The sequence below is a fragment of the Pseudomonas stagnisoli genome (assembly GCF_048595745.1).
Taxonomy (GTDB): domain Bacteria; phylum Pseudomonadota; class Gammaproteobacteria; order Pseudomonadales; family Pseudomonadaceae; genus Aquipseudomonas; species Aquipseudomonas alcaligenes_A.
In genome coordinates this window covers 3,364,737-3,389,744 of record NZ_CP184361.1, presented here as the reverse complement: position 1 = coordinate 3,389,744, position 25,008 = coordinate 3,364,737, and the positions used below count along the sequence as shown (strand labels likewise).

General features: G+C 66.2%; 23 protein-coding genes and 1 other RNA gene. 10 read left to right on the top strand and 14 right to left on the bottom strand.

From position 1 onward, the window contains the following. The 4 genes from moaE (at position 1) to ACOAPY_RS16345 (ending at position 3,786) form a co-directional block, all read left to right on the top strand. Positions 1-456, top strand: coding sequence for a molybdopterin synthase catalytic subunit MoaE (moaE, locus tag ACOAPY_RS16360; RefSeq protein WP_465154021.1), 456 nt, complete (start codon positions 1-3; stop codon positions 454-456). 212 nt (positions 457-668) lie between these two features. Beyond that, on the top strand, positions 669-1,445 hold the full coding sequence (locus ACOAPY_RS16355) for an ABC transporter substrate-binding protein (protein ID WP_465154020.1): 777 nt from the start codon (positions 669-671) through the stop codon (positions 1,443-1,445). 110 nt (positions 1,446-1,555) lie between these two features. Next, positions 1,556-2,896: a putrescine-ornithine antiporter gene (gene potE / locus ACOAPY_RS16350; RefSeq protein WP_465154019.1), complete on the top strand. Its 1,341-nt coding sequence runs from the start codon at positions 1,556-1,558 to the stop codon at positions 2,894-2,896. Then, positions 2,893-3,786: an amino acid ABC transporter substrate-binding protein gene (locus ACOAPY_RS16345; RefSeq protein WP_465154018.1), complete on the top strand. Its 894-nt coding sequence runs from the start codon at positions 2,893-2,895 to the stop codon at positions 3,784-3,786. Before potE ends, ACOAPY_RS16345 begins: the two co-directional genes overlap by 4 nt. Positions 3,787-3,789: 3 nt before the next feature. Here the strand turns inward: ACOAPY_RS16345 and ACOAPY_RS16340 are convergent, their stop codons facing one another. From ACOAPY_RS16340 to ACOAPY_RS16325, 4 genes are all read right to left on the bottom strand, one after another. Beyond that, on the bottom strand, positions 3,790-4,419 hold the full coding sequence (locus ACOAPY_RS16340; RefSeq protein WP_021701149.1) for a helix-turn-helix transcriptional regulator: 630 nt from the start codon (positions 4,417-4,419) through the stop codon (positions 3,790-3,792). Positions 4,420-4,514: 95 nt separating this feature from the next. Then, the gene (locus tag ACOAPY_RS16335; protein ID WP_465156830.1) at positions 4,515-5,660 is read right to left on the bottom strand and encodes an NAD(P)/FAD-dependent oxidoreductase; all 1,146 of its coding nucleotides are present in this window, start codon (positions 5,658-5,660) and stop codon (positions 4,515-4,517) included. Positions 5,661-5,665: 5 nt separating this feature from the next. Continuing rightward, a complete protein-coding gene (locus ACOAPY_RS16330; RefSeq protein WP_465154017.1) occupies positions 5,666-6,607 on the bottom strand; it encodes an ornithine cyclodeaminase family protein in 942 nt (313 codons plus the stop codon). A gap of 130 nt (positions 6,608-6,737) precedes the next feature. Further along, a complete protein-coding gene (locus ACOAPY_RS16325; RefSeq protein ID WP_465154016.1) occupies positions 6,738-7,937 on the bottom strand; it encodes a CaiB/BaiF CoA transferase family protein in 1,200 nt (399 codons plus the stop codon). A 97-nt stretch (positions 7,938-8,034) separates the two neighbouring features. Between ACOAPY_RS16325 and ACOAPY_RS16320 the strand changes: the two genes are divergently transcribed. Next, complete coding sequence (locus ACOAPY_RS16320) at positions 8,035-8,574, top strand: YaeQ family protein (RefSeq protein WP_076425505.1); 540 nt, start codon at positions 8,035-8,037, stop codon at positions 8,572-8,574. 160 nt (positions 8,575-8,734) lie between these two features. Next, positions 8,735-10,450 (top strand): single-stranded-DNA-specific exonuclease RecJ, encoded by a 1,716-nt coding sequence (gene recJ / locus ACOAPY_RS16315; RefSeq protein WP_465154015.1) that lies wholly within the window; start codon positions 8,735-8,737, stop codon positions 10,448-10,450. Between the two features lie 61 nt (positions 10,451-10,511). On the opposite strand, the gene ACOAPY_RS16310 is transcribed toward recJ, so the two are convergent. From ACOAPY_RS16310 to ACOAPY_RS16265, 10 genes are all read right to left on the bottom strand, one after another. Beyond that, positions 10,512-11,177, bottom strand: a complete 666-nt coding sequence (locus tag ACOAPY_RS16310) for a transglutaminase-like cysteine peptidase (protein WP_465154014.1) — start codon at positions 11,175-11,177, stop codon at positions 10,512-10,514. A 149-nt stretch (positions 11,178-11,326) separates the two neighbouring features. Continuing rightward, positions 11,327-11,800 (bottom strand): ester cyclase, encoded by a 474-nt coding sequence (locus tag ACOAPY_RS16305; RefSeq protein WP_465154013.1) that lies wholly within the window; start codon positions 11,798-11,800, stop codon positions 11,327-11,329. Positions 11,801-11,942: 142 nt separating this feature from the next. Continuing rightward, positions 11,943-13,367, bottom strand: coding sequence for a gamma-aminobutyraldehyde dehydrogenase (locus ACOAPY_RS16300; RefSeq protein WP_465154012.1), 1,425 nt, complete (start codon positions 13,365-13,367; stop codon positions 11,943-11,945). Between the two features lie 123 nt (positions 13,368-13,490). Then, complete coding sequence (locus ACOAPY_RS16295; RefSeq protein ID WP_021701167.1) at positions 13,491-14,297, bottom strand: ABC transporter permease; 807 nt, start codon at positions 14,295-14,297, stop codon at positions 13,491-13,493. Then, positions 14,287-15,231, bottom strand: coding sequence for an ABC transporter permease (locus ACOAPY_RS16290; protein WP_465154011.1), 945 nt, complete (start codon positions 15,229-15,231; stop codon positions 14,287-14,289). The genes ACOAPY_RS16295 and ACOAPY_RS16290 overlap by 11 nt, the downstream gene beginning before the upstream one ends. Position 15,232: 1 nt before the next feature. Further along, positions 15,233-16,267: an ABC transporter ATP-binding protein gene (locus tag ACOAPY_RS16285; RefSeq protein WP_465154010.1), complete on the bottom strand. Its 1,035-nt coding sequence runs from the start codon at positions 16,265-16,267 to the stop codon at positions 15,233-15,235. Between the two features lie 133 nt (positions 16,268-16,400). Further along, a non-coding RNA gene (locus ACOAPY_RS16280) (sX9 sRNA) lies at positions 16,401-16,475 on the bottom strand. A gap of 61 nt (positions 16,476-16,536) precedes the next feature. Continuing rightward, a complete protein-coding gene (ydcS, locus tag ACOAPY_RS16275) occupies positions 16,537-17,688 on the bottom strand; it encodes a putative ABC transporter substrate-binding protein YdcS (RefSeq protein WP_169921485.1) in 1,152 nt (383 codons plus the stop codon). Between the two features lie 75 nt (positions 17,689-17,763). After that, a complete protein-coding gene (locus ACOAPY_RS16270; protein WP_465154009.1) occupies positions 17,764-19,218 on the bottom strand; it encodes a gamma-aminobutyraldehyde dehydrogenase in 1,455 nt (484 codons plus the stop codon). Between the two features lie 136 nt (positions 19,219-19,354). Next, the gene (locus ACOAPY_RS16265) at positions 19,355-20,266 is read right to left on the bottom strand and encodes a LysR family transcriptional regulator (protein WP_021701172.1); all 912 of its coding nucleotides are present in this window, start codon (positions 20,264-20,266) and stop codon (positions 19,355-19,357) included. A gap of 184 nt (positions 20,267-20,450) precedes the next feature. On the opposite strand from ACOAPY_RS16265, the gene ACOAPY_RS16260 reads away from it, so the two are divergent. From ACOAPY_RS16260 to lysS, 4 genes are all read left to right on the top strand, one after another. Next, complete coding sequence (locus ACOAPY_RS16260; RefSeq protein WP_465154008.1) at positions 20,451-21,191, top strand: tellurite resistance TerB family protein; 741 nt, start codon at positions 20,451-20,453, stop codon at positions 21,189-21,191. Beyond that, positions 21,191-22,129: an autotransporter outer membrane beta-barrel domain-containing protein gene (locus ACOAPY_RS16255; RefSeq protein ID WP_465154007.1), complete on the top strand. Its 939-nt coding sequence runs from the start codon at positions 21,191-21,193 to the stop codon at positions 22,127-22,129. Before ACOAPY_RS16260 ends, ACOAPY_RS16255 begins: the two co-directional genes overlap by 1 nt. A gap of 160 nt (positions 22,130-22,289) precedes the next feature. Next, a protein-coding gene (gene prfB, locus ACOAPY_RS16250) for a peptide chain release factor 2 (protein WP_465154006.1) occupies positions 22,290-23,385 on the top strand; the annotation gives its coding sequence in 2 pieces (ribosomal slippage) (positions 22,290-22,361 and positions 22,363-23,385; 1,095 coding nt in all). A gap of 54 nt (positions 23,386-23,439) precedes the next feature. Beyond that, positions 23,440-24,942 carry a lysine--tRNA ligase gene (gene lysS / locus ACOAPY_RS16245; RefSeq protein WP_465154005.1) on the top strand — a complete coding sequence of 501 codons (1,503 nt, stop codon included), beginning with the start codon at positions 23,440-23,442 and terminating at the stop codon, positions 24,940-24,942. Positions 24,943-25,008 lie beyond the last annotated feature (66 nt).

Below are 25,008 nucleotides of genomic sequence, written 5' to 3'. Positions count from 1 at the left end.
GTGGCTGTCCGGGTACAGGTCGAGGCCTTCGATCCGGGCTTCGAGCTCAACGCGCTGCACGCTGCCAACCTGGGCATCGGCGCGGTAGCCACCTTCGTCGGCTACGTGCGCGACTACAACGACGGGCAGGACGTGCATGGCCTGTTCCTCGAACACTACCCGGGCATGACCGAAAAGGCCCTGGCCGGCATCGTCGGTGAGGCCGAGCAGCGCTGGCCGCTGCTGCGGGTGGAGGTGCTGCACCGGGTCGGCCGGCTGCAACCGGGTGAACCCATCGTCTTCGTCGGTATTGCCAGTGCCCATCGCCAGGCGGCGTTCGACGCCTGCAACTTCATCATGGACTACCTGAAGACCCGCGCGCCGTTCTGGAAGAAGGAAGACACCCCGCAAGGCGCACGCTGGGTCGAGGGCCGTGACAGCGACCAGCACGCCGCGGCGCGCTGGTCACGCTCTTGAACCCAGACGTTTTGGGCGATCGCGCGCCGTGCGCGGGTGATGTGACAGGCGGTTGACGATTTGTACGTAAAAGTCCAGAGTGGACTTATAAGTATAAATTGTGGCCTGTTCGGCAGGCTGCGGTCCCTGGGTTCCGGCTTCGGCCGGCGCCACTGCCTTCTGCCCATCGCCAACCTGTCCGCCCTGGTGCGGATGCATTCGGGAGTCACACCATGAAGAAACTCGCATTGCTGGGCGGCCTCGCCCTGAGCCTGATGGCCTCCAGCCTGCTCGCTGCCGACAAGCCGCTGCGCCTGGGTATCGAAGCCGCCTACCCGCCGTTCGCCTTCAAGCAGGCCGATGGTTCGATTGCCGGTTTCGATGTGGATATCGGCGTGGCCCTGTGTGCCGAGATGAAGGTCGAGTGCCAGTGGGTGGAGCAGGAGTTCGACGGCCTGATCCCGTCGCTGAAGGTGAAGAAGGTCGATGCCGTGCTGTCGTCGCTGACCATCACCGACGAGCGCCGCAAATCGGTGGATTTCACCGGCAAGTACTACTACAGCCCGGCTCGCCTGACGATGAAGGAAGGTACCGTGGTCAGCGACGACTTCAGCAGCCTGGCCGGCAAGCGCATCGCCGTGCAGCGCGCCACCACCACCGACCGCTTCGCCAGCGAGGTACTGGCGCCCAAGGGCGTGGAAGTGGTGCGCTACAGCTCGCAGAACGAAATCTACCTGGACATGGTCGCCGGTCGTGTCGACGGCACCCTGGCCGACGCTATCCCGGTCGACGAGGGCTTCCTCAAGACCGAGCAGGGCAAGGGCTTCGCCTTCGTCGGCCCGTCCTTCACCGATCCGGCCTACTTCGGCGAGGGTGCCGGCATCGCCGTGCGCAAGGGTCACAAGGCGCTGCTGGACCAGCTCAATTCAGCCATCCTGGCGCTGCGGGCCAATGGCGAGTACCAGAAGATCCAGAGCAAGTACTTCAGTTTCGATATCTACGGCGAGTGAGGCCGGTAGGACCGCAAGAGGCCGCGATGCGTGCGGCCTTTTGCGCTTAAGGGGCTAGTCAACCCGATCTCTCCTAGTATGCAATGGCAATTCCTTGGGGGAGGGTGGATATGGCTCAGGCTGGCAAGAAAATGGGGCTCACCGGGCTGACCACCCTGGTGGCGGTGAACATGATGGGCTCGGGCATCATCATGCTGCCGTCGAGCATGGCCCAGCTAGGGGCGGTTTCCCTGCTGTCCTGGGTGATCACCGCCATCGGCTCGATGGCCATCGCCTATTGTTTTGCCCAGTGCGGCATTTTCTGCACGCGGCCGGGGGGCATGTCGGCCTATACCGAGGAGGCGCACGGCAAGTCGGCGTTCTTCCTCTGTTCCTATCTGTATTTCCTCTCGCTGGCCATCGGCAACGTCGCCATCGCCATCTCTGCGGTGGGCTACCTCACACCTTTCCTACCCTGGCTGGGCAGTGGTGCCATCCCGTTGTTTGTCGGTACGGTCGGGCTGATCTGGCTGACCTCGCTGGCCAACTTCGGCGGACCGAAAGTCACCGGGCAGATCGGCTCCATTACCGTCTGGGGCGTGATCATCCCGGTGGCCGGGTTATCGCTGATCGGCTGGTTCTGGTTTGACGCCGAGGTGTTCCGCCAGGCCTGGAATCCCACCGGCATTGCCACCAGCGAGGCCATCGCACAAAGCATCCCGCTGACCCTGTGGGCGTTTCTCGGCATGGAGTCGGCGGCGCAGAATTCCGATGCGGTGGAAAACCCGCAGCGCAACGTGCCGCTGGCCTGCCTGCTCGGTACCCTGGGGGCAGCAGTGGTCTATGTAGCCTCCACTTCGGTGATCATGGGCATCGTGCCGAACGCCGAGCTGGCCAACTCCACGGCGCCTTTCGCCTTCGTCTACGCGCAGATGTTCAACGACGGGGTCGGTGACATCATCATGGCCCTGGCGGTCATGGCCTGCGTCGGCTCGTTGCTGGGCTGGCAGTTCACCCTGGCGCAGACCGCCAAGGTCACCGCCGAGCAGCGCATGTTCCCGAGCTTCTTCGCCCGCGTGACGTTGATGGGTGCGCCGATCATCGGTCTGATCGCCAATGCTGCCCTGCAAACCGGCATGGCGGTCTCGACCATATCGCCCAACGCCTCCGAGCAGTTCGGCAAGCTGGTCAACCTGGCGGCGGTTACCAACATCATTCCGTACATCACCGCACTCTCGGCGTTGCTGATCATCATGCGCAAAGCGGGAGTGGGGCGCAGGGTGCAGTATCGCAACGGGGCTGCGCTGGCCGTGGCCATGGCCTACAGCTTCTACGCACTGTATGCCTCGGGCACGGAGGCCGTGTTCGGCGGCATGCTGGTCACGGCGGTAGGCTATCTGCTGTTCGGTTACATCGCCGACCGCTTCCTGGATGAGCGCGCCGCACCGGTTTCCACAGGGAGGGCGCAATGATGATCGCACGGCGCATTCTTGGCGTTGCCCTGGCATTCGGGCTGGCTCTGCCGCTGGCGGCACAGACCTTGGAGCGGGTGCGGGAGAGCAACACCCTTACCCTTGGATATGTAGATCAGCTGCAGCCTTTCTCGTCCGGGCCGGTCGATCAGCCGTCTGGCTATGTCATCGAGCTTTGCCAGCGTATTGCCGCGCGAGTCGCGCGCGATCAGGCTTTGCCGCAGCTGCGCCTGGTCTATCGTCAGTTCGCTCGCGAGGAGGCGCTGGCAGCCTTGCAGGACGGGCAGATGGATCTGCTGTGTAGCCCGCTGGTTGCGAGCCTGGAGCGGCGCCGCAGTGTCAGTTTCTCCCTGCCAGTCTATCCCTCAGGGCGCGGTGTGGCGGTACGCGACGAGGTGCCACCGGACCTTCTGAGAGTGCTGGAGGGGCGCGTTGAGCGTACTGCGCCACAATGGCGTGCCACTCTCAACCGCGGGCTGGCGCGGGGCACCTTTGCGGTGATCGCGGGCAGCACGACCGAACAGTGGGCTCGTCAGCAGCTGCGTCTGCTCGGTGTGGTCTCCGAGGTGGTGCCGGTTCAGAGTTTTGCCGAGGGCACTGCCCTGCTTGAGAGCGGTAAGGCCGACGCCTTCTTCGGTGACCGTGCGGTGCTGCAGGAGCTTGTGGCTTCCAGCAGCGCACCGCAGCGTCCCCGCGTGCTTGAGCGAATCTTCGAGTTGGAACCGGTAGCACTTGCCCTGCTGCGTGGCGACGAGGATCTGCGTCTGCTGGTCGACAGCGAGTTGAGCCTGATCTATCGCAGCGGTGAGATCGAGCCGCTGTACCGCCGCTATTTCGGCGAGCCGAGCGAGCAGGTGCGGCTGTTGTTCAAGGCCTACGCGCTGCCCTGAACCTCAGGCCTCGCCCTTGATTTCCTTGAGGTGCTTGTACACGGTGGCGCGGCCCATGTTGAGCACGTTGGCCACGTAGTTGGCGGCGCTCTTGCCCTTGAACGCGCCTTCGGCGTGCAGCGCCTCCACCAGTTCGCGCTTGTGCTCGCGGGTCAGCAGGTTGAGGCCGAGCTGGCGCTGGCGCAGCCAGCTGTGCAGGAAGGTGTTGATGCGCTCCTGCCAGTCGTCGCGGAACAGCGCGTCGGGCTGGGGAATCACCTTGCTGGAGGAGAGGAACAGGTCGAGCGCCTGCTTGGCCGTTTCGAACAGCGAGATATTCAGGTTCAGGCACAGCACGGCGATCGGCGTGCCCTCGGCGTCGCGCAGCACGGTGCTGACCGAGCGGATCTTCTGACCGTCCCAGTTGAGTTTCTCGTAAGGGCCGATATTGCGTTCGTCCGGGGTGTTCTCCAGCAGGTCTTCCAGGGCCGCATCGTCGCCCACCGCACGCTTGGACAGGTTGTTGGCGATGTGGTCGATCTTCTGCGTGCGCAGGTCGTGCAGCACCACCTCGGCGTGGGGGAAGAACAGGGTGGCGATGGCGTCGGCAATCGCGCGGAAGTTGTCGAGGTCGGCGGCGGGGCGGGACGTCATGCGGTGGGCTCCAGAATCGGCTCGGCGAGTGTGCCGCAAAGCGCCGGGGGCGTCATCAGGCGCTGCCCGCAGCAGGGCCGGGCTGGCCGGGCGGCTCAGTGGCGGCTGCTGTCCGTGCGGTGCAGGCGCGCGGGGCTGAGCATGGCTTCGCTCAGGCCGAAGCGGGCGATGTGTGCCGGCAGCGGCAGGCGGCGGATCAGGGCGGCGCAGGCCTCGCCCATCGCCGCGCTGGTCTGGATGCCATAGCCGCCCTGGGCGGCGACCCAGAAGAAGCCCTCGGCCTGGCTGTCGTAGCCGCCGACCAGATCACCGTCGGCGACGAAGCTGCGCAGGCCGGCCCAGGTGTGCGCCGGGCGGCGTACCTGCAGGCTGGTGTGCTCCTCGATCTGGTACAGGCCCATGGCGATGTCCAGCTCTTCGGGCTGCACGTCGTGCGGCGCCACCGGGTCGGCGTTGGCGGGCGAGCCGAGCAGCTGGCCGGCGTCCGGCTTGAAGTAGAAGGCCTCGTGCAGGTCCACCAGGCAGGGCCAGGTGTGGCAGTCCATGCCCTCCGGCGCCGGGAAGGTGAAGGCGGCGCGACGCCGCGGCGTCAGGCCGATCGGCGCGACACCGGCCAGGCGGGCGATTTCGTCGCACCAGCCGCCAGCGGCGTTGATCAGTACGCGGCCGCGATAGCGCTGCTCGCCACAGTGCACCTGCCAGCCACCCTCGACCCGGTCGATGTTGGTGACTTCGCGGTTGCAGTGAATTTCTCCGCCGTGCTGGCGGATGCCGCGCAGGTAGCCCTGGTGCAGGGCATCGGTGTCGATGTCGGCAGCGCTGGGGTCGAGCATGGCACCGTGGACCTTGTCGCGGCGCAGCACCGGAACCAGGGCGCAGGCCTCGTCGGCGCTGAGCAGGCGCATCTCCGGCACGCTGGCCTTGCCGCTTGCGTATTGCAGCTGCAGTTCCACCGGGTCGCCGCTGAAGTCCACCACCATCTCGCCGCGCGGGCTGAGCAGCGCATGCTCGCTGAAGCCGCGCGGCGGAGCGTCGAAGAAGGCGCGGCTGGCGGCGGTCAGGGCGCGTACCTGCGGCGTGCCGTAGGCCAGGGTGTAGAGCGCCGCGGAGCGTCCGGTGCTGTGGTAGCCGGGCTGGCTTTCGCGCTCCAGCAGTAGGGTCTTGCCGTGCGGGGCGAGGAAGTAGCCGGTGCTGGCGTCGGCGATGCCGGCGCCGATGATCAGATAGTCGGTGTGGATCACGTCGCTCATTGGCCCTGCTCCAGCAACTGATGCAGGGCGTTGGCTAGCGCCATGTCTTCCAGGCCCAGGCCGATGGAGCGGAAGAAGACCGGGCGCTCGTAGGTGGGCTTGGCCACCAGTCCGCTGACCAGCTCGGGCAGGTCGCCGCAGATCAGCTGGCGGTTCCAGCCGCTCTCGCTCGCCAGCACCATCTCGCCGGCCGCGCCCGGGGTGGTGGCGCGGTAGTCGCAGTACACGTCCATGCCTTCCAGGCTGGTCGGCGGCACCTCATGGGCGCGTGGCGCGTTGGTGCTGATCGAGGTGACCAGCACGTTGCGCCCCAGGCACAGCGGGTCGAGCACCGGGCTGGCGGAGGAGGTGCACAGCAGAATGACGTCCGCCGTGGCCACGGCTTCCTCCAGGCTGGCGCACAGCTGCAGGCGTGGGTCCAGGGCGCGCAGCTCGGCCTGCCGGGTGGCGCTCTCGGCGGTCAGGCGTGGTGAGTACAGGTGGATGTCCTGCCAGTCGCGCAGGTTCTTCACGTAATGCAGGTGGGCGCGGGCCACCGGGCCGCTGCCGATGATGGCCAGGCGCGTGGCATGTGCCGGCGCCAGTTCCTCCACGGCCACCGCAGTGGTGGCGGCGGTGCGTGCCGTGGTCAGGCTCTTGGCGTCGCACAGCAGCAGCGGCTGGCCGCTGCGCATCGACATCAGCAGGGTCCAGGCCGTCACGGTGGCGCCCTGCGGGCCGGGGATATAGGGCGAGGTCTTGATCCCATAGACCCCCTCGTCAGCCAGCACGCCCAGGTAATTGATGAAATCGCCGCCGCCGGGGAATTCCACCAGCTGCTGTGCCGGTTGCACCGCGCGACCTTCGGCCAGGCTGGCGAACATGGCACGCATGGCCTGATGCACGTCGATCCGTGCGAGCAGGCGTTCGGCTTCAGTCTGGTCGATCACGCGGGTCATGCGGCTGTCTCCGTGAATACTTGTTTGTCCATTTTGGACTTTAAAGTATTTATCGGCAAGCGACCCGCTGCTCGGTGGCGCTTCGCTGAAAGCCGTCGTCGCCTGGGTGTCCCTTTCCGCGCGGCGTCTGTCAGATGGCGCCGCCGGCCTTCAACGCGGCAATGTCCTCGGCGCTGTAGCCCAGCTCGCCCAGTACCTCGGCGTTGTGCTCGCCCAGCTGCGGGCCGGTCCACTCCACGCCGCCGGGCGTGTCGGAGAGCTTGGGCACGATACCGGGCATCCTGAACGGTTTGCCGTCTGGCAGTCGGGCCGAGAGGAACATTTCGCGGGCGAGGAATTGCGGGTCGGCAAACATGTCCTCGGCGGAATAGATGCGGCTGGCCGGCACTTCGGCGCGCACCAGGATCGCCTCCACCTCGCTCAGCGGCAGGCTGGCGGCCCAGCGGTCGATCACCCCGTAGAGTTCGTCGCGCCGCGCATCGCGACCGGCGTTATCGGCCAGGTCCGGTGCATCCGCCAGATCGTGACGGTCGATGGCGCGCATAAAGCGCTGGAAGATCGCATCGCCATTGGCGCCGATCTGGATATGTTTGCCGTCTGCGCAGGTATGGATGGAGGAGGGGGTGATGCCGGGCATGATGTTGCCGGTTCTCTCCCTGATGAAGCCGAATACATCGAACTCCGGCACCATCGACTCCATCATGGCGAACACCGCTTCATAGAGCGCCACGTCCACCACCTGCCCCTGGCCGCCGTTGACTTCGCGGTGACGCAGCGCCATCAGCGCGCCAATCACGCCCCACAGGGCGGCGATCGAGTCGCCGATGCTGATGCCGGTGCGCACCGGTGGGCGGTCCTCGAAGCCGGTGATGTAACGCAGCCCGCCCATGGATTCGCCGACCGCGCCGAAGCCCGGTTGGTCCTTCATCGGTCCGCTCTGGCCGAAGCCGGACAGGCGCACCATGACCAGCTTCGGGTTCAGCGCATGCAGCACGTCCCAACCCAAGCCGAGCTTCTCCAGTACGCCGGGGCGGAAGTTCTCGATCAGGATGTCGGCCTCGGCGAGCAGTTTTTTCAGCACCTCGCGGCCTTCCTCGTGCTTGAGGTTGAGGGTGATCGAGCGCTTGTTGCGCGCCTGCACGAACCACCACAGCGAAGTGCCTTCGTACAGCTTGCGCCACTTGCGCAGCGGGTCGCCGCCATCCGGCGACTCGACCTTGACCACCTCGGCGCCGAACTCGGCACAGATGCGCGAAGCGAAGGGGCCGGCGATCAGGGTGCCGAGTTCGACCACTTTCAGGCCGGCGAGGGGTTTTGGGGCTGGGTTCATGGGCTGTCCGTCCATCCTGGTGATGGGCGTGACTCTAACTGTCGGGCGGGGCATCGGGTAGACTTGCCGCCTTTCCCGCCAGCCAAGAAGCCCGCCCATGGCCCTGCAAGCCACGCCCTACAAAGTCGAACTCAACCTCACCGACATCGATCGCAACGTCTACGAGAACCTGCGCTTCACCGTGGCCAAGCATCCATCGGAGACCGAGGAGCGCCTGTGCGTGCGCCTGATCGCCTACGCCTTGTGGTACCACGAGCAGCTGGCCTTCGGCCGTGGCCTGTCCGATGTCGACGAGCCGGCGCTGTGGGAAAAGAGCCTGGACGATCGCGTGCTGCACTGGATCGAAGTGGGCCAGCCGGACGCCGAACGCATCACCTGGTGCTCGCGGCGTACCGAGAAGTTCAGCCTGGTGGCCTATGGCAACCTGCGCGTCTGGCAGAGCAAGGTGCTCGACAGCGTGCGCAGCCTGAAGAATATCAATGTGGTTGGGGTGAACCAGGAAGCCCTGGAGAACCTGGCCCGCGACCTGCCGCGCTCGGTGAGTTGGAGCGTGATGATCAGCGATGGCCACCTCTATGTGACCGACGAGCGCGGCCAGCACGAGATCCCGCTGGAGTGGCTGGCCGGCGAGCGCTGATCGCCGGCTGTTCCCCTCTCCCTCCGGGAGAGGGGCCAGGGGTGAGGGATTTTCCGGCGGCTCCGAGTTTCCCGTAACACCCTCACCCCAGCCCTCTCCCGGAGGGAGAGGGAGCAAGACGTGCCACGCCGGCCCGCCCAGAAAAACAACCGGACTACCCATGCGCATCGAACCCCGCCCACTTCCTGCCCAACTGCCCGACCTGGGTGACTTGCCGCCGCTGCTGACCCGCCTGTACGCGGCGCGTGGCGTGCAGTCCGCCGCCGAGCTGGACAAGGGCCTGGCGCGGCTGATTCCGTATCAGCAACTGAAAGGTATCGACGCCGCGGTGGACCTGCTGGTGCAGGCCCTGCAGCAGCGCCAGCGCATCCTGATCGTCGGCGACTTCGATGCCGACGGCGCCACCGCCAGCTCGGTCGGTGTGCTCGGCCTGCGCATGCTCGGCGCGGCGCATGTCGATTACCTGGTGCCCAACCGCTTCGAGTACGGCTACGGCCTGACCCCGGAAATCGTCGCCGTGGCCCTGCAGCGCCAGCCCGAGCTGCTGGTCACCGTCGACAACGGCATCTCCAGCGTCGACGGCGTGGCGGCGGCCAAGGCGGCCGGCCTCAAGGTGCTGGTCACCGACCACCACCTGCCTGGGCCGGAGTTGCCGGCGGCCGACGCCATCGTCAATCCCAACCAGCCGGGCTGCGCGTTCCCCAGCAAGGCACTGGCCGGGGTCGGCGTGATGTTCTACGTGCTGCTGGCCCTGCGTGCGCGGCTGCGCGAGCTGGGCTGGTTCGCCAAAGCGGGTATCTCTGAACCGAACCTGGGCGAGCTGCTCGACCTGGTGGCCCTGGGCAGCGTGGCCGACGTGGTGCCGCTGGATGCCAACAACCGCATCCTGGTGCACCAGGGTCTGGCGCGCATTCGTGCGGGGCGGGCGCGGCCGGGGCTGCGCGCGGTGCTGGAGGTGGCGGGGCGCCAGCACGCGCGGATCACCTCCACCGACCTCGGCTTTATCCTCGGGCCGCGCCTCAACGCGGCCGGGCGCCTGGATGACATGAGCCTGGGCATCGAGTGCCTGCTGTGCGAGGACGAGGCCCTGGCCCGCGACATGGCGCAGCAGCTCGACGAGTTGAACAAGGACCGCAAGGCCATCGAGCAGGGCATGCAGCGCGAGGCGCTGGCTCAGCTCAAGGACCTGCCGGTGGAGAGCCTGCCGTTCGGCCTGTGCCTGTTCGAGCCGGACTGGCACCAGGGCGTGATCGGTATCCTCGCCTCGCGCCTGAAGGAGCGCTACCACCGCCCGGCCATCGCCTTCGCCGATGCCGGCGACGGCCTGCTCAAGGGATCGGCGCGCTCCGTGCCGGGCCTGCATATCCGCGATGCGCTGGACGCCGTGGCGGCGCGCCATCCGGGGCTGATCAGCAAGTTCGGCGGGCATGCCATGGCCGCCGGCCTGTCATTGCCGCAGGAGCACTTCGGTGCCTTCGCCGCGGCCTTCGATGCCGAAGTGCGTCGCCAGCTGAGCGAGGATGACCTGACCGGCCGCCTGCTGTCCGATGGCCAGCTGGGGGCCGAGGAGTTCCACCTGGAGCTGGCCAAGGCCCTGCGCCATGCCGGGCCCTGGGGCCAGCATTTCCCCGAGCCGCTGTTCCACGGGGTGTTCCAGATCGTCACCCAGCGGGTGGTGGGCGAGAAGCACCTCAAGCTGGTGCTGAAGACCGAATGCGGCAGCCTGACCCTGGATGGCATCGCCTTCAACGTCGACCGCGAGATCTGGCCCAACCCCAACGTGCGCTGGGTGGAGCTGGCCTACAAGCTGGACGTCAACGAGTACCAAGGGCGCGAAAGCGTACAGCTGATGGTGGCGCACCTGGCGCCGCGCTGAGCGGGCTGTTCTCCCTCGCCCGTTTACGGGAGAGGGCGTACCCCTGTGGGAGAGGGGCGAATCAGCTCTGCGGCGTGGGGGCGGTCGAGCCTTCGGCCAGTGCCCGCGCGCTAACGTCCTGCCAGCGCGAAAGCAGCTGCGGCGACTGTTTCGACGGGCGCTGCGGGGCGCTGCCGAGGAAGATGCCGTGGTTGTTGAAGGCATACACCGGTAGCAGGTCGCGGCGCCGGTGGGCGGGCAGGATCTGCGTTTGCAGGTTGTCGAGAATCAGCGGTTCAGCATCTGGGGTGGCGTAGAAGGCCAGCACCATGTGCGCGCGCTTCAGCTCCAGGGATTTGACGAAGGTCAGGCGCAGCTTGTCGCTGGCCACGCCCAGGCGCAGCAGGCCGAAGTATTTGGCGATGGCGATGTCCTCGCAGTCGCCGCGGCCGCGGCCGAGGGTTTCGCGCGGGGTGGCCCAGTAGTCGGCCTCGCCCCAGAGCTCGCGGTCCTCGCCGTGCAGCACGCTGCGGTTGACGAAGTGGTTGACCCGTTCCAGCAACTGCGCTTCGTTTGCCGTGCCGGGTTGTGCCAGCAAGCTTTCCCAGGCGCTCAGGCGGCCTGCGCTGATGGCCTCGGCAAGGGCCGAGTGCTGGTCCGCGCGGACGCCGCTGCACAACAGCAGGACACCCAGACAGAGCAGGGCCTGGCGCAAGACGGCGGCGCAGCGGGTGGGCTGTTCGGGCATGGGGCAGGGGCTTCGGGTTTATTGGTCAGCCGGGATGGCTGCCGTTTTTCGTTATGCCGCCATGCTAGCGGTGGCGAAGCCGGTCGGATGTGATGCTGAACACTTTTTGCACAATTGGGTCCCGGCCTTGCGCCGGGACCGCCAGGCTGTCACCAGCCCAGCTGCTTGTTGAACCCGAGAGCATCGTAGTAGTCGCCCTGGTAGGCGATCTTGCCGTCCTTGATGCGGATGAAGCTGACCCCCTCGAACGACAGCGGCTTGCCGGTGGCCTTGGTCTCGGCACTCCAGTCGCCGCTGTTGATGCCGCTGAACTTCCACTGGAAGGCGATGCCGTCGGCGCTGACGATGGGCGCGCTGGTCATCTCCCACTTCAGGTCCGGCACGGCGCCGACGAAGACCTTGATCACGTTGTCGCGCGCGGCAGCCTTGCCGTTCTGCGGCGTACCGATCGTGGCGTCGAAATACACCGCGTCCTCGGCCAGGAAGGTGGCGGCCAGGTCGGCGTCATGGGCGTTCCAGGCGGCCATGTAGCCATCGACGATGGCCCTGGCGTCAGCTGCCTGGGCCAGGTGGGCGAAACACAACAGCGACAGCAGTGATAAGGCTCTGACGAGATGACGCATGCTTGCCTCCATGCGGGCGTACCCGCGGGTGATGGGCCGGCTGGCCCGAAATCGGCGTAGCGCTGCCCGCGAGCGGCGCCAGGCGCCGCCCGTGGGGCAGGGAAACATTGGATTTGTCTAGGCGTCGCGCGCGGCGCTCAGATCAGTGCTTGATCATCACGTGGCGGATGGTGGTGTAGTCCTCCAGCCCGTACATGGACATGTCCTTGCCATAGCCGGAGAGCTTCATGCCGCCGTGCGGCATCTCGCTGACCAGCATGAAGTGGGTGTTGACCCAGGTGCAGCCGTACTGCAGGCGCGCCGACAGGCGATGGGCGCGGCCCACGTCGGCGGTCCACACCGAGCTGGCCAGGCCGTAGTCGGAGTCGTTGGCCCAGGCCAGGGCCTGCTCCTCGGTGTCGAACTCGGTGACCGAGACCACCGGGCCGAATACCTCGCGGCGCACGATCTCGTCGTCCTGGCGAGCGCCGGCGAGCACGGTCGGCTCGACGAAGAAGCCCGGACGGTCGGCAGCCTGGCCGCCGGTGACCACGCGGATGTGCGGTACGGCCTTGGCGCGTTCGAGGAAGCCCAGCACGCGGTCGCGATGGGCAGCGGTGATCAGCGGGCCGAGCTCGACGCCATCCTCGTCCTGGGTGCCCAGCTTGAGCGTGCCGACGGCTTCGCCGAGCTTGGCGACGAACTGCTGGTACACGCCTTTCTGTGCATAGATGCGGCAGGCGGCGGTGCAGTCCTGCCCGGCGTTGTAGAAGCCGAAGGCACGGATGCCCTCCACGGCGGCGTCGATGTCGGCGTCGTCGAAGATCAGCACCGGGGCCTTGCCGCCCAGTTCCATGTGGGTGCGTTTCATGGTTTCGGCGGTGCTGGAGACGATGTTGACGCCGGTGGGGATGGAGCCGGTCAGCGAGACCATGCGCACCTTGGGATGGGTGACCAGCGGCTGGCCGACGCTCGGGCCGCGGCCGAACACCAGGTTGACCACCCCGGCGGGGAAGATCGGCGCGATCAGCTCGGCCAGTTTCAGCGCGGTCAGCGGGGTCTGCTCGGAGGGCTTGAGCACTACGCAGTTGCCGGCGGCCAGGGCCGGGGCCAGCTTCCAGGCGGCCATCATCAGCGGGTAGTTCCAGGGCGCGATGGAGGCGACCACGCCGACCGGGTCGCGGCGGATCATCGAGGTGTGTCCCGGCAGGTACTCGCCGGCGGCCGAGCCCGGCATGCAGCGCACCGCACCGGCGAAGAAGCGAAACACGTCGGCAACCGCCGGCAGTTCGTCGCCCAGGGCGGCGGCGTAAGGCTTGCCGCAGTTCTGTGATTCCAGGCGGGCCAGTTCCTCGGCATGGGCGTCGATGGCGTCGGCCACCTGCAGCAGCAGGGCCGAACGCTGGCCCGGGGTGGTCTGCGACCATTCATCGAAGGCGGCGTCGGCGGCCTGCACAGCAGCATCGACCTGGGCCGGGCTGGCCTCGGCGATCTCCACCAGGGTGGTACCCAGCGAAGGATTGAGGACCGGCTGGACAGCACCTTCACCAGCCACCAGTTGGCCGTTGATCAGCAGTTTGGTTTGCATCGCATAAGCCTCGTCGTTGCGGTTGTTTGTTAAGCCCCTCTCCCTTTGGGAGAGCGGTTGGGTGAGGGAGTTAGGATCTGCACAGAGCTCGGCCCCTCTCCCGGCGGGAGAGGGGCGTAAAGATCACTTGCCGCTGCCGGCCACGCCCTCGCCACCCTTGGTCAGGTAGTAGGCGCCGAGGATCGGCAGCATGGTCACCAGCATCACCAGCATGGCCACCACGTTGGTCACCGGTACGTCGCGCGGGCGCGACAACTGGTTGAGCAGCCAGATCGGCAGGGTCTTCTCATGGCCGGCGGTGAAGGTGGTGACGATGATCTCGTCGAAGGACAGGGCGAAGGCCAGCATGCCGCCCGCCAGCAGGGCCGAACCCAGGTTGGGCAGGACGATGTAGCGGAAGGTCTGCCAGCCGTCGGCGCCCAGGTCCATGCTGGCTTCGATCAGGTTATAGCTGGTGCGGCGGAAGCGGGCGATGACGTTGTTGTAGACGATCACCACACAGAAGGTGGCGTGGCCGATGACGATGGTCAGCAGGCCCGGCTCGATGCCGAAGGTCTTGAACGCCGAGAGCAGGGCGATGCCGGTGACGATGCCGGGCAGGGCAATCGGCAGGATCAGCAGCAGGGACACGCTCTCCTTGCCGAAGAAGTCGCGCCGCCACAGCGCTGCCGCGGCCAGGGTGCCGAGCAGCATGGCGATCAGCGTGGCGATGCTCGCCACCTTGAGCGACAGCACGATGGCTTCCAGCACGTCGGCACGGGCGAAGGCGACGCTGAACCAGCCCAGGGTCAGACCCTTGGGCGGGAAGCTGAAGCCGGCGCTTTCGGTGTTGAAGGCGTAGAGGAAGATGATCAGGATCGGGAAGTGGAGGAACACCAGCCCGCCCCAGGCGGCAGCCTTGAGGCCCCAGGACGCTTGCTCAGAGTGCATCGAAGGCCCCCAGACGCTTGACGATGGACAGGTAGATGGCGATCAGCACGATCGGCACCAGGGTGAAGGCGGCGGCCATCGGCATGTTGCCGATCGCGCCCTGCTGGGCGTAGACCATGCTGCCGATGAAGTAGCCGGGCGGCCCCACCAGCTGCGGCACGATGAAGTCGCCGAGGGTCAGGCTGAAGGTGAAGATCGAGCCGGCGGCGATGCCGGGAACCGACAGCGGCAGGATGACCTGCATAAAGGTCTGCGCCGGGTGCGCGCCGAGGTCGGCCGAGGCCTGTAGTAGCGAGGGTGGCAGACGCTCCAGCGAGGCCTGGATGGGCAGGATCATGAACGGCAGCCAGATGTAGACGAATACCATGAAACGCCCCAGGTGCGAGGTCGACAGGGTGTTGCCGCCAACGCCCGGCAGGCCGAGCAGGAACTCCAGCACGGGTTGCAGGTGCAAGACCTGGGCGAACCACATGGCGACTCCGCCCTTGGCCAGCAGCAGGGTCCAGGCGTAGGCCTTGACGATGTAGCTGGCCCACATCGGCAGCATCACCGCGATGTAGAAGAAGGCCTTGGTCTTGCCGCTGGTGTAGCGCGCCATGTAGTAGGCGATGGGAAAGGCCAGCGCGGCACTGGCCACGGACACCGCGACCGCCATCGTCAGGGTGCGCAGGATGATGTCGAAGTTGGCCGCCTGGAACAGCGCCTTGAAGTTGCCCAGCGTGAGGTCCGGGGTGACCGTCATGCTGAAGTCGTCGAAGGTGTAGAAGCCCTGCCACAGCAGGGTCAGCAGCGAGCCCAGGTAGATGGCGCCGAACCACAGCAGCGGCGGAATCAGCAGCAGCGCCAGGTACAGCGTGGGCTTGCGGTAGAGCAGGCTGGACAGGCGGCGCAGCAGGCCGCCATCCGTCTGCAGGGCCAGGGTCTGGCTGCTCATCTCAGGCCTCCTCGCGCAGCGCGACCATGGCGGCGCGGGCCCAGCGCGCGGTGACGCGCTGGCCGGGCTGGCAGGGGGCATCGCCGACGCCCCACTGGTTGTTGGCCTGGCTCACGGCGAAGTTCTGCCCGTTGTCGAGCTGCAGCTCGTAGCGGGTGGCGGCGCCCAGGTACTGGATATCGTGCAGCAGGCCGCTGATCTCCGCCTCGTCGCTAGCCGGCACGCTGGCGCCGCTGTCCACCAGGCGCACATGTTCCGGACGGATCGACAGCGGTCGCGGCGAACCGCTGACCCGGATGGCCAGGTCACCCTTGAGCACGTTGCTGGTGCCGACGAACTCGGCGACGAAGGTACTGGCCGGATTCATGTACAGGTTGCGCGGGGTATCGACCTGCTCGATACGGCCCTTGTTGAACACCGCCACGCGGTCGGACATGGACAGCGCCTCGCCCTGGTCGTGGGTGACGAAGATGAAGGTGATGCCGAGCTGGCGCTGCAGCTTCTTCAGCTCGCTCTGCATCTGCTCGCGCAGCTTGAGGTCCAGTGCGCCCAGTGGCTCGTCGAGCAGCAGCACGCGCGGGCGATTGACCAGGGCGCGGGCCAGGGCCACGCGCTGGCGCTGGCCGCCGGACAGCTGTACCGGCTTGCGTGTGCCATAGCCGCCCAGGGCCACCAGGGCCAGCGCCTCTTCGGCGCGTGCCAGGCGCTCGGCCTTGGCCACGCCCTTGACCTTGAGGCCATAGGCGACGTTCTCCAGCACGTTCATGTGCGGGAACAGGGCATAGTCCTGAAACACCGTGTTGACGTCGCGCTGATAGGGCGGCAGCCCTGCCGCCTCGGCGCCGTGGATACGGATGGAGCCGGCGCTGGGTTGTTCGAAGCCGGCGATCAGGCGCAGGCAGGTGGTCTTGCCCGAGCCGGAGGGGCCGAGCATGGAAAAGAATTCGCCGTCCCGGATGTCGATGGACACCCGGTCGACGGCCTTGACCTCGCCGAACACGCGGGACACATCGGTGAATTGCACTGCAAGGGTCATCTCGAACACTCCAGGAGGAAAGCCACCCACCACCGGCCCGGCCGGTTTGCCGACACGAGACGGGAGAGTCGGTGGTGGGTGTACAACGGTGAAGCTGTGGAAGGGATCGCTAAGGCATCCAGGGTTTGAAAATCGTTCTGGCAGCGTCGCGAGCGGGCCTCAGCCGTGTCCGGCCAGCGCGCAGGAACCGCAACGTACTGGAGTACGTGAGGATTCCGAGCACTGCCCGGGCGCGGATCAGGCCTGCGCAGCAGCCGCCAGGACGGTTTTTACCTGCCGCCCATGATGGCAATGTAGTCCTGGGTCCAGCGGCTGTAGGGCACGTACTTGCCGCCCTCGGCCTGCGGGGTTTTCCAGAAGGCGATCTTGTCGAAGTTGTCGAAGCCGTTGGTCTTGCAACCCTCGGCGCCGAGCAGGGCATTGCCCTGGCAGGCCGCCGGCACCGCCGGTACCGAGCCGAACCAGGCGGCCAGGTCACCCTGCAGCTTGGGCTGCAGCGACCAGTCCATCCACTTGTAGGCACACACCGGGTGCTTGGCCTCGGCGTGCAGCATGGTGGTGTCGGCCCAGCCGGTGGCGCCTTCGGCCGGGACGGTGGAGGCGATCTCCTGCTTCTCCAGTTGCAGCGCGTTGACCTGGTACGGCCAGGCGCTGGAGGCGACCACGCCTTCATTCTTGAAGTCGTTCATCTGCACGGTGACGTCGTGCCAGTAGCGGTGGATCAGCGGTTGCTGCTGGCGCAGCAGTTCCAGCGCGGCTGCGTACTGTTCTTCGTTGAGCAGGTAAGGATCGCTGATGCCCAGCTCCGGCTTGTGCGCCTTCAGGTACAGCGCGGCGTCGGCGATATAGATCGGGCCGTCGTAGGCCTGCACGCGGCCCTTGTTGCTCTTGCCGTCGGCCAGGGTCTGTTCCTCGAACACTACTTTCCAGCTGCTCGGCGCCTCCTTGAACAACTTGGTGCTGTACATCAGCACGTTCGGGCCCCACTGGTAGGGCGTGCCGTAGTGCTGGCCGCCGACCGTGTGCCAGGGAGCGTCCTTCAGGCGCTCGTCGATGTGCTTCCAGCTGGGGATCAGGTCGACGTTGACCGGCTGCACGCGCTTGCCGGCGATCAGGCGCAGCGAGGCATCGCCCGAAGCGGTGACCAGGTCATAGCCGCCCTTGGCCATCAGGCTGACCATCTCGTCGGAGGTGGCGGCGGTCTTGACGTTGACCTTGCAGCCGGTGTCCTGCTCGAACTGGGTGACCCAGTCGTAGTTCTTGTCGGTTTCGCCGCGCTCGATGTAGCCGGGCCAGGCGATGATGTCGAGCTGGCCTTCGGCGCTGCCGAGGGTCTTGAGCGGTTCGGCGGCCTGCACGGCGCCGCTGGCGAGCAGGGCGGTGGCGAGAGCGCTGAGGAGTGTGGTGGTTGGCGCGGACATCGTGATTCCCTCTTGTTGTGACCTGTTATCGGGGCAGATGAATGGCGTTCGGCAGACCGCGCCGAGCGGGTTGGGTCAATCTAATTGTTGTCCGTGGCGCACCATGATGTGGCGCACCACGCTGTAGTCCTGCAACGAGTCGCTGGACAGGTCTTTGCCGTAGCCCGAGCGTTTCAGCCCGCCGTGCGGCATCTCGCTGGCCAGCATGAAATGGGTGTTGATCCAGGTGCAGCCGTACTGCAGGCGGTTGGCCAGCTGGAAGGCCTTGTCCAGGTTCTGCGTCCATACCGAGCTGGCCAGGCCGTATTCGGAGTCGTTGGCCCAGTCCAGCGCCTGGCTCAGGTGGTCGAAGCGGGTCACTGTGACCACCGGGCCGAACACCTCGCGCTGGACGATCTCGTCCTGCTGCCTGCAGCCGGCCAGCAGGGTCGGCTGATAATAAAAGCCGGGACCGGAATGCACGGCGGCGCCGGTGACGCGCTCGATGTGCGGCTGGCCGAGGGCACGCTCGACGAAGCTGGCCACGCGGTCGCGCTGGCGCGCGCTGATCAGTGGGCCGATTTCGTTGTCGGTGTCCTTCTTGCGGGCAAAGCGAATGCTCGCTACCGCGTCGCCCAGTTCGGCGACCAGGCGATCGTGGATGCCTTTTTCGGCATAGATGCGGCACGCCGCGGTGCAGTCCTGGCCGGCGTTGTAGTAGCCGTAGCTGCGGATGCCCTGAACCACGGCGTCGATGTCGGCATCGTTGCAGACGATCACCGGCGCCTTGCCGCCCAGTTCCAGGTGCGTGCGCTTGAGGGTGCGCGCGGCGCTCTGCAGGATTTTCTGGCCGGTGACGATATCGCCGGTCAGCGACACCATGCGCACTTTCGGGTGACCGACCAGGCTGCTGCCGATGCCTTCGCCGCCGCCGCAGACGATATTAAGCACGCCGGCCGGGAGGATTTGCGCCAGCGCTGGCGCCAGCGCGAGGATCGACAGTGGCGTGTGCTCGGAGGGTTTGAACACCAGGGTGTTGCCGGCGGCCAGGGCTGGGGCAATTTTCCAGGCCGCCATCATCAGCGGGTAGTTCCACGGCGCGATGGAGGCGACCACGCCGACCGGGTCGCGGCGTACCAGGCTGGTATGCCCTTCCAGGTATTCGCCGGCCAGCTGGCCCTGCTGGCAGCGCACGGCGCCGGCGAAGAAGCGGAAGACGTCGGCGGTCGCCGGCAGGTCGTCCTGGCGCGCCAGATGCAACGGCTTGCCGCAGTTCAACGCCTCTAGCTGGGCCAGCTGCTCGGCCTGCGTATCGATGGCCTCGGCAATCGCCAGCAGGGTAGCGGCGCGTTGTGCCGGGGTGGTCCGCGACCAGGCGGGGAAGGCGCGATGGGCGGCCTGCACGGCCGCCTCGAGCTGCTCCAGCGAGGCCTCGGTGATGCTGCACAGGACGTCGCCGGTGGCGGGGTTGAGGATGGCTTCGGCAACACCTTCCCCGCCGACCAGTTGGCCGTCGATCAGCAAAGCGCTGTGCAGGGTGGGCGTGCTCATCTTCGCGTTTCTTCTGTTATTGGTTGCGGCTGGCATGGCGGCTCCGGTTGGCCCGGGATGCCTGCGTCCATAGGGAAGCGAGACTAGAGGCCGGGCTTGAGGTCGACAAATTCTAAATATTGAAAGTGGCGTTCGATTAAATCGAAACCTTGCGGTTGTTGGGCTGTTCGCGGGCCAGGGTCAGGAACGGGTCGACCAGTGCCGGTCGCGCTGTGCCGCGGCGCCAGGCCAGGCCGACGTCGAGCGGCTCGCCGAGGTCGACCAGCGGCCGCGCCTCGATGATGTCGCCCTCCAGCGACCAGGGCCGGTAGGTCATGTCCGGCTGGATCGACAGGCCGAGACCGGCGGCCACCAGGCTGCGCACGGCCTCCACCGAGGCGGTACGCAGGGTCACGTGCGGGGTCAGGCCGGCGCGGCTCCAGATGCGCTGGGTATGCAGGCCCATTTCGTCGGCATTGAGCTGGATCAGCGGCTCGCTGGCCACGTCGGCCAGGCTGATGCTGTCGCGCTCCAGTAGCGGATGGCGTGCCGGTAGCCAGAGGCGATGCGGCGAATGGGTCAGTACCTCGGTCTGCAGGGCATGGCGGTCTTCCAGGTTGGACAGGATCAGCACGCCGACGTCGATCTCGCCGCTGACCAGCAGGTGCTCGATGTAGGGGCGCTCGTCTTCCACTACGCGGACCTGCACGTTGGGGTAGGCACGCTGGAAGCGGGTGATCAGGTCGGCCAGGTAGTAGCCGGCGACCAGACTGGTTACGCCGATGGTGAGGTGCCCGGCAACCTGATCGGTGCTCTGCTGCAGGCTGCGCTTGGCATTGTCCACGGTGGCCAGGATCAGATGTGCCTGGCGCAGGAACTGGTGGCCCTGGTGGGTCAGGCTCATGCCCTTGGCGTGGCGGTTGAACAGGCTGACGCCGATCTCCTCCTCCAGCTGCTGGATGGCCAGGGTCAGGGTCGACTGCGAGATGAATACCGCCTGGGCGGCGGCGGAGATCGAGCCGGTCTCGGCGACAGCGATGAAGTGACGGATCTGGCGCAGGGTCATCATGGCGGGCAATCCGGAGCTTGTGGTTGAGGTTTATAGAAAATTAATAAAGCCGTTCTTTTTTATAGAAAGGAAGTGGTTTTTTTGTTGTACGCAATATCCGGAAGCAGAGCGTCACTTCGTGCGCCGGTTGTTGTGGTTAGAATCAAGGCCTTACATGGATAGGTAATCCCTCAGGAGGGCTCAGATGAATACTCGTGGACTGCTCGACCAACTGCTTAAATCCGGCCAGGACCTGCTGCAGCAGAAGTCCGGCTCGTCGTCGTCCGGTGGCCTGGGTGGCCTGCTCGGTAGCGTGACCGGCGGCAACAAGGGTGGCAGCGGTGATCTCGGCACGTTGCTCAAGGGGGCTGGCGGCGGCGCCCTGGCGGCGGGTGCTCTGGGGCTGCTGCTGGGCAACAAGAGTGCGCGCAAGCTGGGTGGCAAGGCGCTGACTTACGGTGGCCTGGCGGCCCTCGGCGTAATCGCCTACAAGGCCTATGGCAACTGGCAGGAACAGCAGCGTGCCGGCAGCGCGCAGCCGCGCATCGAGCCACAGACCGTCGATCGCCTGCCGGCACCGCAGGCCGAAGTGCACAGCCAGGCGATCCTCAAGGCGCTGGTGGCGGCGGCCAAGGCGGATGGCCACGTGGACGCCAAGGAGCGCCAGCTGATCGAGGAGCAGATCGGTGCGTTGGCCAATGATCCTGAGCTGCTGCGCTGGCTGGATGCCGAGCTGAACAAGCCGCTCGACCCTGCCGAGGTGGCGCGTGCCGCGAGTACCCCGGAAATGGCCGCCGAGATGTACATCGCCAGTGTGCTGATGGTCGACGAAGAGCACTTCATGGAGCGTGCCTACCTGGAGGAGCTGGCTCGTCAGCTCAAGCTGGAGCCCTCGCTCAAGGCCGAGCTGGAAAGCCAGGTGCGTCAGGAACTGGCGCTGCGTTGATGCGCTGTGCGCTGTTCGCGGGCCTGTTGCTGGCGTCGGCTGCTGCCGGCGCGGTCGAAAGCGTGCTGCCACTCGATCAGCGCGCGTTGTTGTTGAATGACAGTCGACTGCCCCGCGAGGCGGCGCTGGATCGCCTGCAGCAGGTACGCTTTGCCTTTCGCGAGTCTCAGGCCGAGGCTGATCAATGGCCGATCTGGACGCGCGTCCAGGGCTATCACGGCCACTGGGACGGCGGTCTGCAGCGCCGCGGCGAGAGCCTCACACTGGGGCTGGATCGGCCGCTCGGTGGCCAGTGGGTCGGCGGCGGGCTGGTCGCGTTGTCTCAGGCGCGCCTGGAGGATGACGGGGATAGCGGCGCCAGCGACAGTGCCCACTTCGGTCTGTATGCCGCCACTCGTATCTACAACCAGCTGGGCTTCAAGCTTGGCGCCTTGTATGGCCAGCATCGCCTGGACACTGGCAGCGACCACGCCAGCGCGCATAGCTGGCAGCTGTTCGGCGAAAGCAGCTTCGCCCTGGATTTCCGCGATTTCACCCTGGAGCCCTTCGCCGGGCTGGCGCTGCAGTGCCTGGACGGCGGCGCATTGCGCGACAACGGCCTGCGCCTGCGGGCGGCGGACGAGGAGGGCGGCTACCTGACCCTGGGTTGGCGTCTGGCGGCCCCCTGGTACTGGCAGCAGCGCAAATGGGTCGGCCGGGCCAGCCTGGCGCTGCGCCAGGACCTGGGCAGCGACCGTCTGAATGCCGAGGCGATGACCGCGGATGGGCAGAGTCTGCGCCTGCAGGGCCGCGAGTTCGAGCGCAGCAGCCTGCGCCTGGACCTCAGCCTGGACCACGAACTGCGTGACGACCTCTACCTCGGCCTGACCTATGCGGGCGATTACGCCGAGGATGCGCGTGACAACGCCCTGGCGGCGCGGCTCAGCCTGAAGTTCTGAGGTCGGCCCGCCGGTCAGCCTGCAGGCTGCCAGGGCGCGTGCACTCGGGTATACTCGCGGGCTTTTCCGAAACTTCGCGGTCGCGGCCTGCGTCGTGCGCGGTCGGCACCTCGCCGATGGCCCGACAACCGCGCGCCTTTGCCCGAGAGTGCTGCCCACCATGGAAATCAATCCGATCCTCAACAGCATCAAGGACCTGTCCGAGCGGACCCTGTCGATTCGGGGGTATCTTTGACTACGATCAGAAGCATGACCGCCTGATCGAAGTCAACCGCGAGCTGGAAGACGCCAGCGTCTGGAACAAGCCCGAGTACGCACAGGGCCTGGGCCGCGAGCGCGCCATGCTGGCGCAGATCGTCGAAACCATCGACGACCTCACCGGCAGCCTGGCCGACTCCAAAGACTTGCTGGAAATGGCCGCCGAGGAGAACGACGAGGGCGCGGTCAACGACATCGTCGCCGAAGTCGAGCGCCTGCGCGCAATCCTCGAGAAGCTGGAATTCCGCCGCATGTTCAGCGGCGAGATGGACCCGAACAACTGCTACCTGGATATCCAGGCCGGCTCTGGCGGTACCGAAGCGCAGGACTGGGCCAACATCCTGCTGCGCATGTACCTGCGCTGGGCCGACAAGCGTGGCTTCGACGCCACCATCATCGAACTGTCCGAAGGCGAAGTCGCCGGCATCAAGGGCGCCACCGTGCACATCAAGGGCGAGTATGCCTTCGGCTGGCTGCGCACCGAGATCGGCGTGCACCGTCTGGTGCGCAAGAGCCCGTTCGACTCCGGCGCCCGTCGTCACACCTCGTTCTCGGCGGTGTTCGTATCGCCCGAGATCGACGACAAGGTCGAGATCGAGATCAACCCGGCCGACCTGCGCATCGACACCTACCGCTCCTCCGGCGCCGGTGGCCAGCACGTCAACACCACCGACTCGGCCGTACGTATCACCCACGTACCGACCAACACCGTGGTGGCCTGCCAGAACGAACGTTCCCAGCACGCCAACAAGGACACCGCCATGAAGATGCTGCGGGCCAAGTTGTACGAGCTGGAGATGATGAAGCGCACCGCCGCATCCCAGGCCCTGGAAGACTCCAAGTCGGATATCGGCTGGGGGCACCAGATCCGCTCCTACGTGCTCGACGATTCGCGCATCAAGGATCTGCGTACCGGCGTCGAGCGCAGCGACTGCCAGAAGGTCCTCGACGGCGACCTCGACCAGTACCTCGAGGCCAGCCTCAAACAGGGTCTCTGAGCCCTCACGCCACCCGAACTCAAACGACATAGACGCCAGGCAGATAGAACGACCATGAGCGACCAACAACTCGACCAGAACGACCTGCAACAGGAAGAAAACAAGCTGATTGCCCAGCGCAAGGAAAAGCTTGCCGCCGTTCGTGAGCAGGGCAACGCCTTCCCCAACGATTTCCGCCGCGACAGCCTGTGTGCCGACCTGCAGAAGCAGTACGCGGAGAAGACCAAGGAAGAGCTGGAAGCGGCCGCCATTCCGGTCAAGGTCGCCGGGCGCATCATGCTCAATCGTGGCGCCTTCATGGTCATCCAGGACACCTCCGGGCGCCTGCAGGTCTACGTCAACCGCAAGACCCTGCCGGCCGAGCAGCTGGAAGCGGTCAAGCACTTCGACCTGGGCGACATCATCGCCGCCGAGGGCACCCTGGCCCGGTCCGGCAAGGGCGACCTGTACGTCGACATGCTCAACGTGCGCCTGCTGACCAAGTCGCTGCGCCCGCTGCCGGACAAGCACCACGGTCTGACCGACACCGAGCAGCGTTACCGCCAGCGTTACGTCGACCTGATCGTCAACGAGGAGGTGCGTGACACCTTCCGCGTGCGCTCCCAGGTGATCGCGCACATCCGTCGCTTCCTCAACGAGCGCGGTTTCCTCGAAGTGGAAACCCCGATGCTGCAGACCATCCCCGGCGGCGCCGCGGCCAAGCCGTTCGAGACCCACCACAACGCCCTGGACATGGCCATGTTCCTGCGCATCGCGCCGGAGCTGTACCTCAAACGCCTGGTGGTCGGTGGCTTCGAGAAGGTCTTCGAGATCAACCGCAACTTCCGTAACGAAGGCGTCTCCACCCGGCACAACCCCGAGTTCACCATGCTCGAGTTCTACCAGGCCTACGCCGACTACGAAGACAACATGGACCTCACCGAGGAGCTGTTCCGCGAGCTGGCCCTGGCGGTACTGGGCAGCACCGACGTGCCTTACGGCGACAAGGTGTTCCACTTCGGCGAGCCGTTCGTGCGCCTGTCGGTGTTCGACTCGATCCTCAAGTACAACCCGGACATCAGTGCCGCCGACCTCAACGACATTGAAAAGGCCCGCGAGATCGCCAAGAAGGCCGGCGCCAAGGTGCTCGGCTTCGAAGGCCTGGGCAAGCTGCAGGTGATGATTTTCGAGGAGCTGGTCGAGCACAAGCTGGAACAGCCGCACTTCATCACTCGTTACCCGTTCGAGGTCTCGCCGCTGGCCCGTCGCAGCGATGACGATCCGAGTGTCACCGACCGCTTCGAGCTGTTCATCGGCGGCCGCGAAATCGCCAACGCCTACTCCGAGCTCAATGACGCCGAAGACCAGGCCGCGCGCTTCCTGCAGCAGGTGGCCGACAAGGACGCCGGTGACGACGAGGCCATGCACTATGACGCCGACTTCGTCCGCGCCCTGGAATACGGCATGCCGCCGACCGCCGGCGAGGGTATCGGGATTGACCGCCTGGTAATGCTTCTGACCAATTCGCCGTCCATTCGCGATGTGATCCTGTTCCCGCATATGCGTCCGCAGGCTTGATCGCAGGTCGTTGAAAGGGCACCGTCGGGCGCTGGGTGGCACATGGCCATCCGGCTGTTTGAAAGC